Origin of the sequence: Wolbachia endosymbiont (group A) of Ophion costatus (genome assembly GCF_963969245.1) — a bacterium.
GTDB lineage: Bacteria > Pseudomonadota > Alphaproteobacteria > Rickettsiales > Anaplasmataceae > Wolbachia > Wolbachia pipientis.
In genome coordinates, this window is sequence record NZ_OZ017714.1 from 691029 (window position 1) to 708236 (window position 17208).

The window sequence follows — 17208 nt, forward strand, 5'->3', positions numbered from 1 at the left end:
TGTACTCAATGAATCAAGAAAAGACGTTAGCTGGAGTAGTAACGTCGCAAACAAATAATGAAGCATCGTTTTCTGAAGAAGTAGAAAATAATGTTTCAAATTCTACACTATCTGTTAAGGAGAGAATTGAATTGTTTGAAAAAGGTACGAAGCAAGAACCTGACCTGAACACTGAATGCAAACTAGCTTCTTTAAATGTGATTAGCAATAGTAGCGATAGCAGTATTACAGCAAAAATAGACGAAGCAGGTGCTGATTTTTCAGTGAGTTGTTCTTCTTTAGTATTTGATGATGGTAAAGACATAGAGGACGAATTTAATGCAGTTTGTGAGGCAAATGGAATAGAATATAACCGTCCGTATTCTCTTGATCAGTTTGAGGCAGCATCCAACACATCTTCCAACCCCAAAATAGACAATACAAAAGAAATGCAAAAAGAGGAAGAGGATAAAGAATTAGGAGATAAACCAAAGCCGTTACCTAGGAATAGAATGTTGGAGAAGGACAATATTAGAAATGTAGCTCCACCTTCACCTAGAACAGCAGAAAATCATCGGTTGAGTATTATTCAGGATATTGCACCACCAAAGCTACCACATTCTTCTTTCCAATTAAATGGAGAAAAATGTGATGAGCAAGAAGCTATAGGAGAACCTATGTATGCAACTATAGACAAAAATAAAAAATTCTCGAAAAGAGGTTTAGATGGTGAAATAAACGATCAAAGTCCGGAGATGGAAAAGTCAAATTCTGAAGAAACATCAATTAAGAAAGGATCAGAAAATATAATTGGTGAACCTGTAGATCTGAATACAAAATTTTTAAAAAAGAGTTTGGAAGGAGGTGATAGTGGAATAGACAATAGAAGTGCAGAGATGACAAGATCAAATTCTCAAGTAACAGAAATGAGTGAGTCTTGTGGCAATCAAGGATGGGAGAATATGTCATTAAATCATGATAGTCCAGTTACACTTTCAACTAGCTCATCAGAAAAAAGTGATAATGAAGAAACCCCGTTAATTAAAAAAGAAAAGAAAACAAATAGAATTTTGCCAAGAGTAAAATATGCAGTGCAGCAGAAGGAATTTATAATTTTCGGTATAGCTGCTGTTGCACTTAGCGTTTCTGCAGCTTTGGTATATTTACAGGATAAAGCACAATTTATTGCATTTTTTGCAAACAGTGTCATCTATGTAACTATACCAATTCTAGCTGTTGCATTATTGGTTGCAATTAGTCCGATATTTTGTGGAATAAAGCAATTTAGAGATACTGAAGAGTGTCAAATAGGGAGAAAGAATGCGAATGAAACTTTGAATCAGGTGCGAGAGTATCAATCAAAAGATAAAGTAATAAAATCAGTCAAACTGGAATACGGCAATGGTACTCATTCGCATTTTACACTTAACGCTTGGGAGGGTAAGAACAACTTCATTAATATTGACGACAAAGTCATTAGTAGAAGAAATAAAGTAGAATCAGTAATCAAAGATAGGCCATTATTTACAGCATTATTAAGCAGTTTGGTTGCTGCAAATATAGTATTGCCTTTATTACTGTATGTAGAAGGTGGTATTAATAGTGTACAGAAGTTTTACCAGAACGCTTTGATTAATAACGTAGGGTTATCACTACTTATAGGCTCGAGTATACTTGCACTATCAGTGATATTCCTTGGAGTACATTACTACAGAAAAACAAATCGCACAAATCTTGTATATTGTGAGGAAAGAATTGAACCAGAAAAAGTTAATGGAAAGTTCATTGAGGAAATAAAGGAAGCAAGGACAAAAGTGCTTGAAGAAAACCATAGTAAAGATGCCAAATGCAGCAGTTTAACGCTAGAGCAAGTAGTGGTTGAATCTCATAACTACAAAGATGCAATTTATAGTATTAGTTGAAAATAGCCAAGTTTCACTATGTAAAAAGAAAGCAGCTATAAACCGGAGTACTTCGCTTGATGTTAGTAAAGTATCTCTAAAACATTGGAAAGTATAAACAGGTAAGGAACTGCTGATATTGGCAAAACCTTTTCAGAGATTCAAGAAGAAAATTCGTAGAAACAAGAGAGAGGAGAAAAAAAAGTGAAAATCACACAAACAGAATGGGCAAGAGAGATAGGAGTATCAAAGCAATATGTCTGTTATTTAGTAAAGAAAGGGATAGTTGAGTTGGAGGATGGTTTGATCAATAGAGAACAAGCAAATGAAGCAGTAGCGGCAATAAGAGATCCAAGTCAGCCACTTAGGAGGAAAAATCCAGAAAACGAAAATACAAGTAACCTTTCCACGATGTTGCTAAAAACTCGAATAAAAAATGAAATGGAACGAGGTAAACTTCTTGAGGCGAAAGCTAAGGCTGAGATTGGTGAACTTGTAGCAGTAGAGGAAGTAAAGCGCGATGCATTTAATGTAGCAAGAGTTGTACGTAATAATTTGCTTAATATTCCAAATAGAGTTTCAGCACTGCTTGCATCACTGAGTGACACTGAAAAGATTCATATGGCGCTAACCGAAGAGATTACAAACTCATTACAAGAATTATCTAATATTAAGTTTTAAATAATGTCTGCTAACTTAAGTTTAGAATTAATAAAGTGTCTTATTAATCAACCAGGAGTGGATGTAAATGTTAGAGGATTAAATGGGAAAACCCCACTACATTATGCAGTAGAAATTAACGAGCTTAGTATGGTTGCTCTCTTACTAAATAGGAAAAATATTAATCCACTGATCACTGATGATAATGGTAAAAGTGCCCTGGATTGTGCAAGAGAAGAGATATTACAAGCACTAATCAATCACAAATATGGATTGGAGAAAGATAGCTTACTTCACTTAGCTGCGATGTTGAATGAAGCAAATGCTGTAAGGTTTTTACTCGACAAAGGGACTAATGTTAATGAGCAGAATGCTTTACTACATACACCGTTACACTTAGCGGCAGGAGCTGGGCATGAACAAATAGTAGAAATTTTAATTAGAGAAGGAAATGCGGACAAAGATGTTCTTGATGCGAGAAATCATGCAGCAATTCATTATGCAGTAAACAACAAGAAGCTAGGAGTAGTAAAATTACTTTCAAATCTTGGTGCGAATGTTAATGTAGTTGGCAGCGGCAGAAATGCAATGAAATTATCTTCTTTGCACGTAGCTATAAGTAGTAGTAATTACGACGAAAGGGACTTATGTTTAGATATTGTAAGATGCTTAATAAATGTTCCTAATGCTGGGGTTAACTTACAAGATTATGAAAATAAAACGCCACTACATTATGCTGAAAGGCTGAAAACAATAGAAGTTTTACTAACGCGAGAAGATATAGATCCTTTAATTAAGGATGATAATGGCAAGACACCATTTTGTTATGCAAAAGAAGCAAATAGATTAGATATAGTAAAGATTTTAGCAAGTAATAGATACGGAGCTGATAAAAACAGTTTGCTTCATTTAGCTGCCAGAAAAGGATATGAAGACCTAATAGACGGTATTCTTGGTGAAGGAGTTGAAATAGATGCTGTAGATGAGAGTGGAAAAACGGGAATTTATGTTGCTGTAAAGCATGGTCACTTTAACGTAGTAAAGTTGTTGCTAAAGAGAGGAGCAGATGCCACGGATGTTTTTCAGTATGCAATAATAACGAACAACGCAAAATTAATAAAATTACTGAGCAAAGAGAAGGAAATAGTGTTATTTGGAAGACAGAAGAACTTTCCAACATTTCATCGATTGATCAATGATTATGTTGATAGCAATGTCGATGCTTTCAGGTATAGCTATATTGGAAGGCAAAATAAGACAGATAATGTTTTATGTACATATAATTCTAGGCGCCTTACTAGAAACGATAATCGTGACGTCTTTATAAATAGTGGTGGAGGTTTGAGCAAAAATGAGAAGGATACAGTTGATAATTGTAAAAAAGTAGCTATTGCGCCATACACTAAAGTTACAGGTGCAGAAAATGATTATACCTTTTATATAAAAACCACAGATTACGAGGCTAAAGATTTATATTCAGAAATTGATGTAAAAGGAACGGGAACTGTAATCTTTCCGGAAACTAATCTGCTAGATGATTGTGATGAAATATCTTATTTCTCGACTAATAATACTTTATCTTTAAAAATAGGGCTGGGTCAAGGTAATCAATATACCCTTGATATTAAAAATTATATTAAGCAAGGCAGTAATCAACCTAATTTTATGCTGATAGATAAAAATGGTAGTAATATTATTCCTAAAATTGAGAAACTAGAATCATCCATTACAAAAATTAACTCGTTCGAGTTACATACAGAACATTCTCTTGATAGCTTTGATGCTGCAGAAAATCATTACAAGGAAATACTCATTAATAATAAGGACTATAAAGTTTTTGGTGTTGTTAGAGCAAAACTACAAAGCAATAGCGCATTCCAACATATGGTATTTGGTTCTTCAGGAGAAGATATAATAAATTTTGACCAAAGGAGTATGTTTGCTAGAGGTGGAAATGGAAGTGATATGTATGTTATTGATAGCAACACAGAGAAAAGAGAGATTATTATTGATAATAACTCAGATGATAAAAAATTAGATATGTTGGTTATGCCAGAAGTTCCTGAGGAGTTTTCAATTCAACAGTGTAACTTGCATTTAAACTATAGTAATACTCATGTTCAAGTAAGAAATTATCTTAAGGGTAACAGCTATAGGCACCTTATGGTTATGAACAGTAAAGGAGAAACCTTTATTCCTTATGTACAATCAATGTCATGTGCTGGCTCTTCCGTAGAAAGTGGCAAATTATCTCCCTTTTTCCATGCCACACAGACTCAGAATATGTTTTTGTTGCCTAAGGATTTTGAAGGTGATCATGTAGTGATTGATTCTAATCTTGAAGATATCGAGAAATATAAAGATGAAGATGATCTCTTATTAACAAGAGAAGGTGAGATTCCTTTTATTATTAGAGTAGAAGATTTTTATAATGACCAAAGTAAATGGAGAGATGTTAATTTTCTTCTGTGGAACAATGGTAATTTTTTTTCATATTTAGGTTTACAGCAAGAGGTTGATGGAATAATGGACTATCAAGATAAACTTAAGAATGATTATGAAAAAATTATAAAAGAATATGTTATAGATTTCACTAAGTCTATCAGTATCACACATAATCAAGATGGCACTTTAACTTCGGTGGGGCAAGATGAAGAACGCATAGGAGTAGTGATATTAAAAGATATTACTCCAGATCAGATTAGGGTTTCCAGTAGTAATACAGATTTGGTGTTTTCCGACGAAGTATCTAACCATGTAATCAATGTAAAAAATTGGAATAATTCTGAGTCTTATAGGATTTCTACATTGGAATTCGATTTAGGGTTAGAACCAATAATAATCCGGAGATTAGACAGGTTTAGTTTGTCTGATATAGCAGAAATACAAGGTCTGATTAATAAAGCTTCAGAGATTTGCCAAAAGAAGGCTGGGTGCGAAGCTAACATTGAAGCTAAAAATAACGATGGCCAAACACTTTTTCATGTTGCTGCTCAAGAAGGCAAATTGCGTTCTATTAGGTTTCTTATAGGTAAAATTGAAAGTATGAATTTTGAAGATAATTTGTATTCAGAACCTGATGAACTAGTAAAAGCAGTTCGCCAAAGAGAAAGATTAAAGTCTCTCATAAATGAAAAAGATAAGTTCGGTTATACACCGCTGCAATATGCTGCTAAAAATGGCAAGTGGGATATAGTTAATCTTTTCCTTGATAAAACTGCTGAAAGAAATCAAGATGACGTTGCAGATAAAGATAAATTCTCAACAAGCTGGACTACCGTGCACTATGCCGTTTACAATGGTAATATGAGTCTATTTAATGATATATTTCAATTTCTTTCAGATAAAGAAACTATCGTTAATACTAAAGACAGTAGTGATTGGACACCTCTGCACTATGCTGTATATTACAATGCTTTAGATGTATGGTCCCAGAGAGTGATGGTATACTATCATCATCATTTAAGGAGTCATTATGGGACAGATATTACATGGGTGCGCCAAAACAACACAGACGATTCGTAGAGCAATACAAAATAGAAAAGAGAGCATAGCAAAACTCTCCAAGCATTATAACCTTAATCCAAAAACTATTATTAAGTGGAGAAAACGTTCATTTACGAAAGATGCTGATATGGGTCCAAAGCATCCAAGATCAACTGTTTTAACGCTAGAAGAGGAAGCTATAATAGTTACATTTCGCAAGTATACACTACTGCCACTAGATGATTGCCTTTACGCTCTGCAGTCTACAATTCCGCATTTGACTCGCTCTAGCTTGCATCGTTGTTTACAAAGACACAACATTAGCAGATTACCAACTGTTGATGGAGAAGTTAAGTCAAAAAAGAAATTCAAACAATATCCTATCGGTTACTTTCATATTGATATTGCTGAAGTTAGAACTGAGGAGGGCAAATTACATTTGTTTGTTGCTATTGATAGGACATCCAAATTTACCTATGTTGAGTTGTGTAACAGTGCTACAAAACCCATAGCTGCTGAGTTCTTACGTAATTTGATTAGAATTTTACCGTATAAAATCCATACTATTTTGACAGATAACGGTATACAATTTACAAACCAGAAGCGTCATAAGTATGCTTTCCAACATATATTTGATAGAGTTTGCGAAGAGAATGTTATTGAACATCGTTTGACAAAAGTTAGCCATCCTTGGACGAATGGGCAAGTCGAGCGTATGAATAAAACTTTAAAGGATGCTACAGTTAAGAAGTATTACTATCAATCGCACCAGCAACTTAAAGAACACCTTTATAACTTTGTTATGGCTTATAATTATGCAAAGAGACTCAAAACTCTTAAGGGTCTTACTCCTTATGAATTTATATGTTATCAGTGGACACAGTCTCCAGAATTATTTATACTAAATCCACACCATCACACTCTGGGACCATACATCTTAGATGTGGTAAAATTTCTTGTGAACAAAGGAGCTGATATCAGTGTTAAAGATAAGGATAGTAAAACACCTTTAGACTTAGCTGCTCAAGAGAATAACACAAGTGTAGCAGAGTTTCTAAAGCAAACGGAATTAGATAAAAAATTGTTAGCTGCAGTGCAAGATACAGGTCTTAATGAAGTTAAAGATCTTATTAATCAGAAGGCTAATATTAATGCTAAAGACATGTACGGTTGGACGCCTTTACACTTTGCTGCTTCTCGTAATAAACTTAGTGTAGTTGAGTTTCTCTTCAATAACAATGCTAATATTAATGCTAAAGATGTGTATGGTAATACACCATTACATGTAGCTGCCCAGTACAGTAGTAATCTTGAAATAGTTAAGTTTCTTTTAGACAAGGATATTAGCGGTATTAATAATATAACCAATAATGGTTGGACACCATTGCATGTAGCTATACAAGGAAACAAATTAAATACAGTCGAACTCCTTCTTGGCAGAGGTGCTGACATTGAAGTTAGAGATATTTATAACCAAACATCTTTAGATTTGGCTACTCGAAAAGGTTACCTAGATATAGCAGGAATTTTGAAGCAAGTACAATTAGATAGAAAATTGTTGACTATTGTGGAAAGCGGTGGTTTTAATGAAGCTAAAGGTCTTATTGCTCAGGGTGCTAACATTGATACCAATGACAAGAACGGTAATACACTACTGTATTCAGCTGCTGAAATCGGTGATTTAAACCTAGTTAAACTCCTTCTTGATAACGGTGCTAATATTGAAGCTAAAAACGGAGAATATCAAGCAACTCCATTGCATGGAGCGGTTGAAAACTACAGGATAGATGTAGTCAAATTACTTCTTAATCGTGGTGCAAATGTTAACGCTGAAGACAAAGACAATTGGACACCTTTACATTATGGTGCTGATACCAACAGTCCTGATATAGTAAAAGTTCTTGTCGATGCTCATGCTAATCTTGGTGCTAAAGGTAATTACGGTAAAACACCGCTAGATATTGCGAAAGACAAGGGGCACAATAATATTGTGGAATACTTAGAAAAAAAGCTCAGGGGAGGAAGAGGAGAACGCAAACGCCGTCATCACCATGGAGATCACAATTCTCATAACTTATCACGCAAACCCCTTGCTATAGACCAACCTCAGATAGCAACAAGCAGTGGCGCAAAACCATCTTCATGGATAAATGATTTATTTAGTCGGGTGAAAAGCTCTGTAGGTAGATTATTGAGTTCTAAATCTGAGGGGACTGCAAGTTCATTATCACAAGTTGATGGGCAATTTGCCAAAGCGTCGATAAGTAATAGTAGTTTCACAGGTACCACACTACCATCTGATGGTACAGATAAAAGACAAGAAAATGGAGGTTTCTTTCGAGACAACGTCGATTATGTAAATGCAAATCTAAAACGAATGTGTGAAAGGCAAGCACCTGTTAAATTTAAGCCTAAGGATAGAAATACAATATTAGAAATGGGAGATCACTATCTATCACAGGTTGACTTTAATGGTACAATAACTTTATTTGACTTATTGATTAGAAGGGTTACAGGTCAAAAGTATATTTCTACAATAGATCAGTCTATATCTCCACTAGAGGCACAGGAATATACACTCAATATTACAAAGGGATTTGAGAAAGTAGTAGAGCAAGCTGGATTAAAAAGTGGTGTGTCAATGCATCGATTAAATATTGATTTTGTGGAAATACAGAAAGAAGTTACAGGAAAAATCATGAGTGGTAAATTTGATGAGATTTCGGGGATTTTCAACTCATATGTAGAGAAAGCATGTTCTGGTAAAGAAGCTGGTAAATTAAGTCCGAAGAAATTTGAAAAGTTTATAGCTCAATTTAATAAGGGTCTGCTAAATCAATCAATAGAGCAGATATTACACAACAGAGATGGTAGATTAGAAGTTGATGGTACAAAAAAACAGCAGATAAGTTTAGAGCCTCAAAGTTATTTAAGTAATGCTTCAGTTCACAGCCATTCAGAAGTATCAACTTGTCTTTCTGAGATAGGAGTAACCAAGCTTGGAGGTAATATCAATAGGTAGGTTATAATATAAGAGGTGCAGCTATAAAATGCCAAGTAGTGGAAAATTTAAAGTGAAGGTAGCCAAAATAATTAGGGATACCAGACCAAGTTTGATGGTCCTAATACTAAAATGGATGAAGTAGACATTAAATGCTAAGTGGTTAATGTGTTTTCCATATTGAACTTATGTATCCGTTCAGCGGAGTGGCAGAATAAGGTAGACAAGGTGATCTAAAAAGATAATCATAGAGCAAAAGTGAAATAATATGGTAAACCTTTTAGAACTTTGCAAAAATTTACAGCAAAAAATAGAAAGGTTAGAAGCAAAAATAGAAAGATTGGAAAAAGAGAATGAAAGTTTAAAAGCAGAAAATAAGGCTTTAAAGATAGAAAATGCTGAGTTAAGAGAAAGACTCGGTTTAAGCTCAAAAAATTCATCAATACCAAGTTCCAAAGAGTTGTATAAAATAAAAAAGAATAAGCCGAAAAGCGAAAGGAATATTGGCGGTCAGGTTGGTCATAAAGGAAGTTTTCGCGCCAACATGGATGCAGATAAAGTAGTAAAGATAGAGTTGCCTAATACTTGCGAATGCGGAGGAGAAATTGCAATATGTGAAAAACCATATATTCATCAGAAAGTTGATCTTCCAGAAATCAAGCCTTATGTAGTGGAATATCAGTTAGAACATGGCCGTTGTCGGAGATGCGGAAAGAGAAGAAGTAGCAAGTTACCGGAAGGTGTTACGCCAGATACATTTGGTCCAAGGGTTAAGTCAATAATTGCAGCGTTCAGCGGATTCTACAAAAATTCAAAACGCGAAATAGCGAGTGTCGTAAATGATATCTTCAATTTGAACATAAGCGTCGGTAGCATATCAAATAGTGAACATAGAGTTGCTTCAAAATGCAAAAAAATGTATGAGCAGATCGAACAAGAGATAAGTAGGAGTAAAGTTCTACATATTGATGAAACGAGCCATTATAACAAAGGTAAACTCGCTTGGTGTTGGATGTTTGCAAGCAATACGGCAAGTTTTGTAAAATTTACAGAGTCAAGAGGAATGAAAGTTTTACAAAATAGTAAATTCTGCAATCGCAATAGCTTGGTAATAACTGACAGGTATGCAGCATACAATTATTTTGCCGATAAAAACAGGCAAATCTGTTGGGCACATTTATCAAGAGATTTTGAAAGATTAGCACATAGTTGGAATATTGAAGTTAAAGTTCTGGGTTGTTACTTGAGAAACGTGGCCACTGAATTATTTGCACTAAAAAAAGCTTTACTAAAAAGTGAGATAGATGTTTTGAGGTTTGTCAGACGTGCCAGAAAATTAAGAAAACGTACAAAGTATTACTTGAAGGAGATATCTCGTTTACCTGAAGCAATTGGAGCCTCTCGAGTTGCAAAAAATGTTCTGAGATCTGAAAGAATGATGTGGAAATTTTTAGATGACCCAGAAAATATTCCGCTGACAAATAACCACGCTGAACGGCAAATTCGGCATTATGTCGTTTATCGCAAAAACTCATATTTTACACAATCAAAGCGGGGAAATACATTCCTTGAGCGGATAATTTCATTATACTTAACTTGGAAACAAAGGGGTCTCAATCCTTTCCAAAATCTCCTATCTATTGTTTCTTAAACCACTCTCCTGAACGGATACGAACTTATAGCACATAGCTTTGATATAGAAGTTTGGGTAATGTTATGATAGTAATTTATATAATTCTATGTGCAATCTTTATAGCCATTTTAGACAGTTCACTAGATTCTTAATTAGGGGATATGTCTAACTTAGAGAAGGTTTTCATAAATGTTGAAGTGAATAAGTTGTAGTATTTATGTTTTTTCCCTGAGTTGTAAAATTTCAGAATGAGAGAGACCGGTAATTTGAGCTATAACATCTATAGGGACACTGGCCTTGAGTGAGTTTTTGGCTACTTCAATATCCCTTTCTTTGCGACCTTCCACTCTGCCTTTTTCATGGCCGATTTGGATGCCTTCTTGTTTAGCATCATCAAGTTTTTGAGCAAGGACAGCCTGTTCATCAAGAATACGCTTTATTTCTTGTTCATAAGCAATAAATTCTTTTTCTGACCAGTTGAATCTATTTAGCTCTTCATAGGCCTTTTTAATTATTAGATCACTACCTATTATTTTTTCCAGCTCTTCTTCACTAGTCTCATCTGCATATTTGAAGAAGTAAACCCATTTCTCGACTATACTTGAAAGCTGATCCTCTTTGGTTTTTGGAAATTTTGGCAATTCAATAAATATAAAATAAAAATCTTTTAGATCATGCTCATTAGTCTCTTCATCCCGAATAGTATGCTTTGATTTATACTCAGCCTTATCCGGAAACAGTATACAATCTGCTATAGCAATAAAGATAATTTCCTTAAGGTCTTGGTATTGATCACCTTTATCAGCTTGTCTTGAGTAAGCTTTAGCAGCATAGTATTGGGCACGTTTTTCGAAGCCTTTGGTTTTAGCGACCTGCATTTCAACTATCACCTGCAGCCCATTTTCATCTCTACAAAGAACATCAACAATGCTCTGCTTTTTAGAAGCAATATCAGGGTCTTGAATAGTACTTAAGAACTCTATATCCTTTATTGTACTTTTGCCAGTGAAGCCAAGAATATCATTAATGAAGTGAATGAGGATGTCTTTATTCTTTTCAGTACCAAAGATGCGCTTGAACGATATATCATTTTTTGGATCGAGAAACTTAGAAAGAGCCATAATAAGTAAACCTATAGGACGTTAACAATTATACACAATCCTGAAGAAATATTCAACTCTTTTGTTTTTCTAAGTTCTGAATATGTTGGTAAAAAAAACAGCCTTCATAGATAACCATAGAATAGCATTTTGTACTTTAACGTTTTTTTTACCAACTCTTCTATAAAGCACCTTAAAAGCCTAGATGCTATAGAGATACGCTCTCTCGATACAATTCTATTTTTCAAAATAGTAAAAACTTTTTACATAAAAAATCAGTCTGATTAAAATATCTATTAATATCTTTACTTCTTGATGAAAAAACAAGTAAAAAAGATTGAAAAATTGATTTGACTTCACTCGAAAGCTATGGCTTTATGCCAATGCTGATAAAAAACAGCAGTAAATAATTAAAAACAATTTGTTATTAACGAGGAGTATATTTTATGAATAATAGTGAAAAACTTACAGAAGAAATAGAGAGAGTACTACAAAGCGGAGGAGGAAGTGCTCTATTTGATCGCGAAATAGTGGCAGTGCTTCTAGGAGCAGTTCATGACAGAAAGCAAGCACAAAATGTTACTAAAACTTTAATGGATAATTGCCCAGGAATAGGAGAAATTTTAGGGCGAGAAATCGATGACCTGAAAATGATAGACGGAATGACTGAACATGCAGCCGCAGCAATTGAATGTGTTAAAGAAGCTTACAAGAGGGCACTAAGAGAAGGGTTAAAGAGAGGACCTGTAATGGATAGCCAAGAAAAGCTCATAGAATATGTAAGGGTAAGTATAGGCTTTTCAGCAAAAGAAGCTGTCCAGATAATATATTTGGATACACAGTACCGTTTGATAAGAGACGAAGTGTATTTTGGTACAGTAGATGAGGTGCACCTATCTGAAAGGAAAGTGGTAAAAAAGGCATTATCAATGGAGGCAGCATCGATAATATTAGCTCACAACCATCCAGGAGGGAGTTTAGAACCATCAGAAGATGATAAAGTTATGACTAGAGAATTAGTGTCAGCATGTCAAGGAGTGGGAATTGAACTAGAGGATCACATTATTATGACAGACAAAGGATATTGCAGCTTTAAGGAAAGAGAGCTGTTATAAAGATGGATGCCAAATTTTTCAGGTTTGGGAAGTTTGGCTACCACTGCTAACCCGAATTCTGGATTAGAGATTAAAAAAAGCAAGAATATCAATAATTTTTAATTTGAGCATTTACGATAAAAAAGTTAATGAGCACCTGGATCTAAGATGTATGGTCCCAGAGAGTGATGGTATACTATCATCATCATTTAAGGAGTCATTATGGGACAGATATTACATGGGTGCGCCAAAACAACACAGACGATTCGTAGAGCAATACAAAATAGAAAAGAGAGCATAGCAAAACTCTCCAAGCATTATAACCTTAATCCAAAAACTATTATTAAGTGGAGAAAACGTTCATTTACGAAAGATGCTGATATGGGTCCAAAGCATCCAAGATCAACTGTTTTAACGCTAGAAGAGGAAGCTATAATAGTTACATTTCGCAAGTATACACTACTGCCACTAGATGATTGCCTTTACGCTCTGCAGTCTACAATTCCGCATTTGACTCGCTCTAGCTTGCATCGTTGTTTACAAAGACACAACATTAGCAGATTACCAACTGTTGATGGAGAAGTTAAGTCAAAAAAGAAATTCAAACAATATCCTATCGGTTACTTTCATATTGATATTGCTGAAGTTAGAACTGAGGAGGGCAAATTACATTTGTTTGTTGCTATTGATAGGACATCCAAATTTACCTATGTTGAGTTGTGTAACAGTGCTACAAAACCCATAGCTGCTGAGTTCTTACGTAATTTGATTAGAATTTTACCGTATAAAATCCATACTATTTTGACAGATAACGGTATACAATTTACAAACCAGAAGCGTCATAAGTATGCTTTCCAACATATATTTGATAGAGTTTGCGAAGAGAATGTTATTGAACATCGTTTGACAAAAGTTAGCCATCCTTGGACGAATGGGCAAGTCGAGCGTATGAATAAAACTTTAAAGGATGCTACAGTTAAGAAGTATTACTATCAATCGCACCAGCAACTTAAAGAACACCTTTATAACTTTGTTATGGCTTATAATTATGCAAAGAGACTCAAAACTCTTAAGGGTCTTACTCCTTATGAATTTATATGTTATCAGTGGACACAGTCTCCAGAATTATTTATACTAAATCCACACCATCACACTCTGGGACCATACATCTAACTATTGCATTCCTGAGCATTTTGATTCATCATTCTCTTTGTGAAAAACATTCCAAACTTTCTCTCCACTTTTTCTGGGTAAGGTCAAAAAAAACGCCGATATTTTAGTACATGGTAAATAGCCAACTACCACGGGGCTTCTTTTGCCTTTTTTTTTATTTGGTAGATTTCTTAATGTTTATGGCTAAACGACAATCGTCATCCCGCCACGTGTTAGCGGGATCTATGCTTTGAGATACTGCGAATGAATCGCGGTATGACGGTTAAGTAAGGGATCTATGCTAAGAGATGCCAAAGACCTTCATGAAACTTTGCCCATTTGGCTTCTCTAAAGATTTCGTTTACAGAATCTAGTAACTCAGCTATGCAGAATGAAAAAAGTTTGTATGGTATATAAATAGTGTGTTTTTTTTGTAATTATTTTCTATAATACGCAAACCTTTGGTTCAGTAAATGCTACCATAGGCATTAAAAGTTAATTAACAAACTGCAATGTATAATGAAATAAAGACACTTGCAAGATTTTGATCTTGCAAATCATAAACTTATCATAAAGTTTAATAGTGTCTGTTACTGCTTTTAGGTGTGAGGCTAGAGGGTTATTAGCAGTAACAGACACTATTAAACTTATTATAGAATTTACTTAAAGTAAATACTTAATTTAAAATATTATAATACTTTTACTTACAATAGATTTATGTAAATGCTTTTTTCCTCAAATTAGTATTGTACTATTATACTTGTTGAATGCTAAAAAATTATTAACCATCACTAATCTCTATTTGCATAGTAAGTTTATATATACTATTATACAGTATATCACTTAGTTTTATAGCAAACAAACAAAAGATATGGTGAAGTTATTTGCACTATTGATAATATTTTACTCAAATATATCTGTTGCCTCTGCTCCTACTTCCTGGCAATTTGGATTTCCTGCTCCTGCAACTGAAGTAATGGAGGCTGTAGTTAGGTCACATTCGTTTGTGATGCTTGTGATGGTTACAATAATGCTTTTTGTGTGGGCGCTGCTTGCTTATATAGCGTTTCGCTTTCGTAAAAGCAAAGTAACAAACATAAGTAAAACTACCCATAGTGTTCCTTTAGAAATTATTTGGTTTGTTATACCAACTATCATTGTTGGAATATTAGCCTTTGAAAACGCTAAATTACTGAAGCTACAGGGAGAAATACCGAAAGCTGACATAACACTAAAAGTTATTGGCCATCAATGGTATTGGAGCTACCAATATCCAGAATATCAAGGTGTGTCATTTGATAGTTATATTAAGGGAAAAGAAGACTTTATCGAAGGAGATTTAAAGCTATTCTCTGTTGATAACAACATCATTTTACCCGTTAATACTAACGTTCGTTTACAAGTTACAGCAGGAGATGTGATACACAGTTGGGGAGTACCGGCTTTTGGTGTAAAAATTGATGCGATACCAGGTAGGCTGAATGAGGCGTGGTTTAATATCAAAAAGCCTGGTGTTTATTATGGGCAGTGCTACGAATTGTGTGGTCAAGGCCATGGATTTATGCCAATTGTTGTTGAAGCAGTAAGCAAAGAAGATTTTAATAAGTGGATTGAAAATAGAAAATTAGTGAGTTAAATTTGGAGTATAGATATGAGTGACGTACCAAAGGGCATAAAGCGTTGGTTGTTTTCCACCAATCATAAAGATATAGGGACACTGTACATTATTTTTTCCATATTAGCTGGAATTATTGGTGGATTATTATCGGTGATTATTCGCACTCAGCTAATGCACATTAATATACTTAACAATAACTATCAATTATATAACGTAATGGTTACAGGGCATGCGTTGATAATGGTGTTTTTTATGATAATGCCAGCCCTCATGGGAGGATTTGGTAACTGGTTTGTACCTCTCATGATTGGCGCACCAGATATGGCGTTTCCTCGTATGAATAATTTGAGTTTCTGGTTATTAGTGTCATCTTTTATTTTGCTCATTCTCTCAGTGTTTATTGGTGAAGGTCCAGGTACAGGTTGGACTTTATATCCACCTTTATCACAGGTAATGTCCCATCCAAGTGCAGGAGTTGACATTGCTATACTTGCACTTCATGTTGCTGGTATGTCGTCAATTGTTGGGGCGATCAACTTTATAGTTACTATATTTAACATGCGCACAAAAGGAATGTCATTAACTAAGATGCCACTGTTTGTTTGGTCTGTCTTGCTAACAGCATTTATGTTGATTGTTGCCTTACCAGTGCTTGCCGGTGCTATAACTATGCTTCTTACTGATCGCAATATTGGTACTTCCTTTTTTGATCCTGCAGGTGGTGGTGACCCTGTGTTATTTCAACATTTATTTTGGTTTTTTGGTCATCCAGAAGTTTACGTAATTATTTTTCCTGCATTTGGCATCATAAGTCAGGTTGTATCAACTTTTTCTCACAGACCTGTATTTGGTTACATAGGGATGGTTTATGCAATGATAGGTATAGCAGTATTTGGCTTTATGGTTTGGGCTCACCATATGTTCACTGTTGGGCTTAGTGCTGACGCTGCTGCATTTTTTAGCACCACCACAATTTTTATCGGTGTTATAACTGGTGTAAAAGTCTTTAGTTGGATTGCAACTATGTGGGGCGGAGCAATTGAGTTTAAGACCCCTATGCTATTTGCACTAGGTTTTATTTTTATGTTTGTTGGCGGTGGCATAACGGGAATAATTCTTTCTCATGGTGGAATAGATAAGCTCCTGCACGACACCTATTATGTTGTTGCTCACTTCCATTATGTCATGTCACTTGCTGCATTATTTGGAGCTTTTGCTGGCTTTTATTATTGGATTGGTAAAATGTCGGGTAAACAATATAATGAGCGCTTAGGTCAAATCCACTTTTGGCTTACTTTTATTAGCACCAATATCACTTTTTTACCTCAACATTTCTTAGGATTAGCTGGTATGCCAAGGCGTATACCTGATTATCCTGATGCGTTTATCCCTTGGAATTATATATCCTCAATTGGTTCGTATATGTCCTTTGTTTCAGTTATGTTTTTTGTGTTTATAGTTATACATCTTTTTAAATGGGGCAAGAAAGCTGGAGATAATCCTTGGGGAGGTGACACCTTGGAATGGACGGTATCTTCACCACCGCCTTTTCATACTTTCGAAAAACCACCAGTGGTAAAATAG

General features: G+C 34.8%; 10 protein-coding genes and 2 pseudogenes. 11 read left to right on the forward strand and 1 reads right to left on the reverse strand.

Features of this window, described 5'->3' with window-relative positions; translation table 11 throughout:
- The first annotated feature begins 8 nt into the window (after positions 1-8).
- The 7 genes and pseudogenes from AACH21_RS03445 (at position 9) to AACH21_RS03475 (ending at position 10678) form a co-directional block, all read left to right on the forward strand.
- Entirely contained in the window at positions 9-1901 is a 1893-nt protein-coding gene (locus AACH21_RS03445; protein WP_338482791.1) for a hypothetical protein, read from the forward strand.
- Positions 1902-2084: 183 nt separating this feature from the next.
- Positions 2085-2561: a hypothetical protein gene (locus AACH21_RS03450; protein ID WP_264686976.1), complete on the forward strand. Its 477-nt coding sequence runs from the start codon at positions 2085-2087 to the stop codon at positions 2559-2561.
- A gap of 3 nt (positions 2562-2564) precedes the next feature.
- Positions 2565-3749 (forward strand): annotated as a pseudogene (locus tag AACH21_RS03455) (ankyrin repeat domain-containing protein); the annotation flags it as partial.
- On the forward strand, positions 3729-6065 hold the full coding sequence (locus tag AACH21_RS03460; protein WP_338482808.1) for an ankyrin repeat domain-containing protein: 2337 nt from the start codon (positions 3729-3731) through the stop codon (positions 6063-6065). The pseudogene AACH21_RS03455 and the gene AACH21_RS03460, both read left to right, overlap by 21 nt.
- Positions 6016-6960: pseudogene (locus tag AACH21_RS03465) on the forward strand (IS481 family transposase); the annotation flags it as partial. The gene AACH21_RS03460 and the pseudogene AACH21_RS03465, both read left to right, overlap by 50 nt.
- A 24-nt stretch (positions 6961-6984) precedes the next feature.
- Positions 6985-9048, forward strand: a complete 2064-nt coding sequence (locus tag AACH21_RS03470) for an ankyrin repeat domain-containing protein (protein WP_338482809.1) — start codon at positions 6985-6987, stop codon at positions 9046-9048.
- A 247-nt stretch (positions 9049-9295) separates the two neighbouring features.
- Positions 9296-10678, forward strand: a complete 1383-nt coding sequence (locus AACH21_RS03475; RefSeq protein ID WP_007548562.1) for an IS66-like element ISWen3 family transposase — start codon at positions 9296-9298, stop codon at positions 10676-10678.
- Positions 10679-10875: 197 nt separating this feature from the next.
- On the opposite strand, the gene AACH21_RS03480 is transcribed toward AACH21_RS03475, so the two are convergent.
- Positions 10876-11781, reverse strand: a complete 906-nt coding sequence (locus AACH21_RS03480) for an Rpn family recombination-promoting nuclease/putative transposase (RefSeq protein WP_265023375.1) — start codon at positions 11779-11781, stop codon at positions 10876-10878.
- Between the two features lie 425 nt (positions 11782-12206).
- Here AACH21_RS03480 and AACH21_RS03485 point away from each other — a divergent pair, with 425 nt between their 5' ends.
- The 4 genes from AACH21_RS03485 to ctaD all read left to right on the forward strand — a co-directional run bounded on the left by AACH21_RS03485 (position 12207) and on the right by ctaD (position 17208).
- Positions 12207-12875 carry a RadC family protein gene (locus tag AACH21_RS03485; protein WP_338482198.1) on the forward strand — a complete coding sequence of 223 codons (669 nt, stop codon included), beginning with the start codon at positions 12207-12209 and terminating at the stop codon, positions 12873-12875.
- Between the two features lie 201 nt (positions 12876-13076).
- Positions 13077-14027 carry an IS481 family transposase gene (locus AACH21_RS03490; RefSeq protein WP_338482200.1) on the forward strand — a complete coding sequence of 317 codons (951 nt, stop codon included), beginning with the start codon at positions 13077-13079 and terminating at the stop codon, positions 14025-14027.
- A gap of 850 nt (positions 14028-14877) precedes the next feature.
- Positions 14878-15642: a cytochrome c oxidase subunit II gene (gene coxB / locus AACH21_RS03495; RefSeq protein ID WP_338482201.1), complete on the forward strand. Its 765-nt coding sequence runs from the start codon at positions 14878-14880 to the stop codon at positions 15640-15642.
- 15 nt (positions 15643-15657) lie between these two features.
- Positions 15658-17208: a cytochrome c oxidase subunit I gene (ctaD, locus tag AACH21_RS03500; protein ID WP_236514833.1), complete on the forward strand. Its 1551-nt coding sequence runs from the start codon at positions 15658-15660 to the stop codon at positions 17206-17208.

Bases quoted from the DNA above. Each gene is read 5' to 3' on its own strand.
- AACH21_RS03445 (WP_338482791.1), top strand. From the start codon at position 9: ATGAATCAAGAAAAGACGTTAGCTGGAGTAGTAACGTCGCAAACAAAT.
- AACH21_RS03475 (WP_007548562.1), top strand. From the start codon at position 9,296: ATGGTAAACCTTTTAGAACTTTGCAAAAATTTACAGCAAAAAATAGAA.
- AACH21_RS03480 (WP_265023375.1), bottom strand. From the start codon at position 11,781: ATGGCTCTTTCTAAGTTTCTCGATCCAAAAAATGATATATCGTTCAAG.
- AACH21_RS03485 (WP_338482198.1), top strand. From the start codon at position 12,207: ATGAATAATAGTGAAAAACTTACAGAAGAAATAGAGAGAGTACTACAA.
- AACH21_RS03490 (WP_338482200.1), top strand. From the start codon at position 13,077: ATGGGACAGATATTACATGGGTGCGCCAAAACAACACAGACGATTCGT.
- coxB (WP_338482201.1), top strand. From the start codon at position 14,878: ATGGTGAAGTTATTTGCACTATTGATAATATTTTACTCAAATATATCT.
- ctaD (WP_236514833.1), top strand. From the start codon at position 15,658: ATGAGTGACGTACCAAAGGGCATAAAGCGTTGGTTGTTTTCCACCAAT.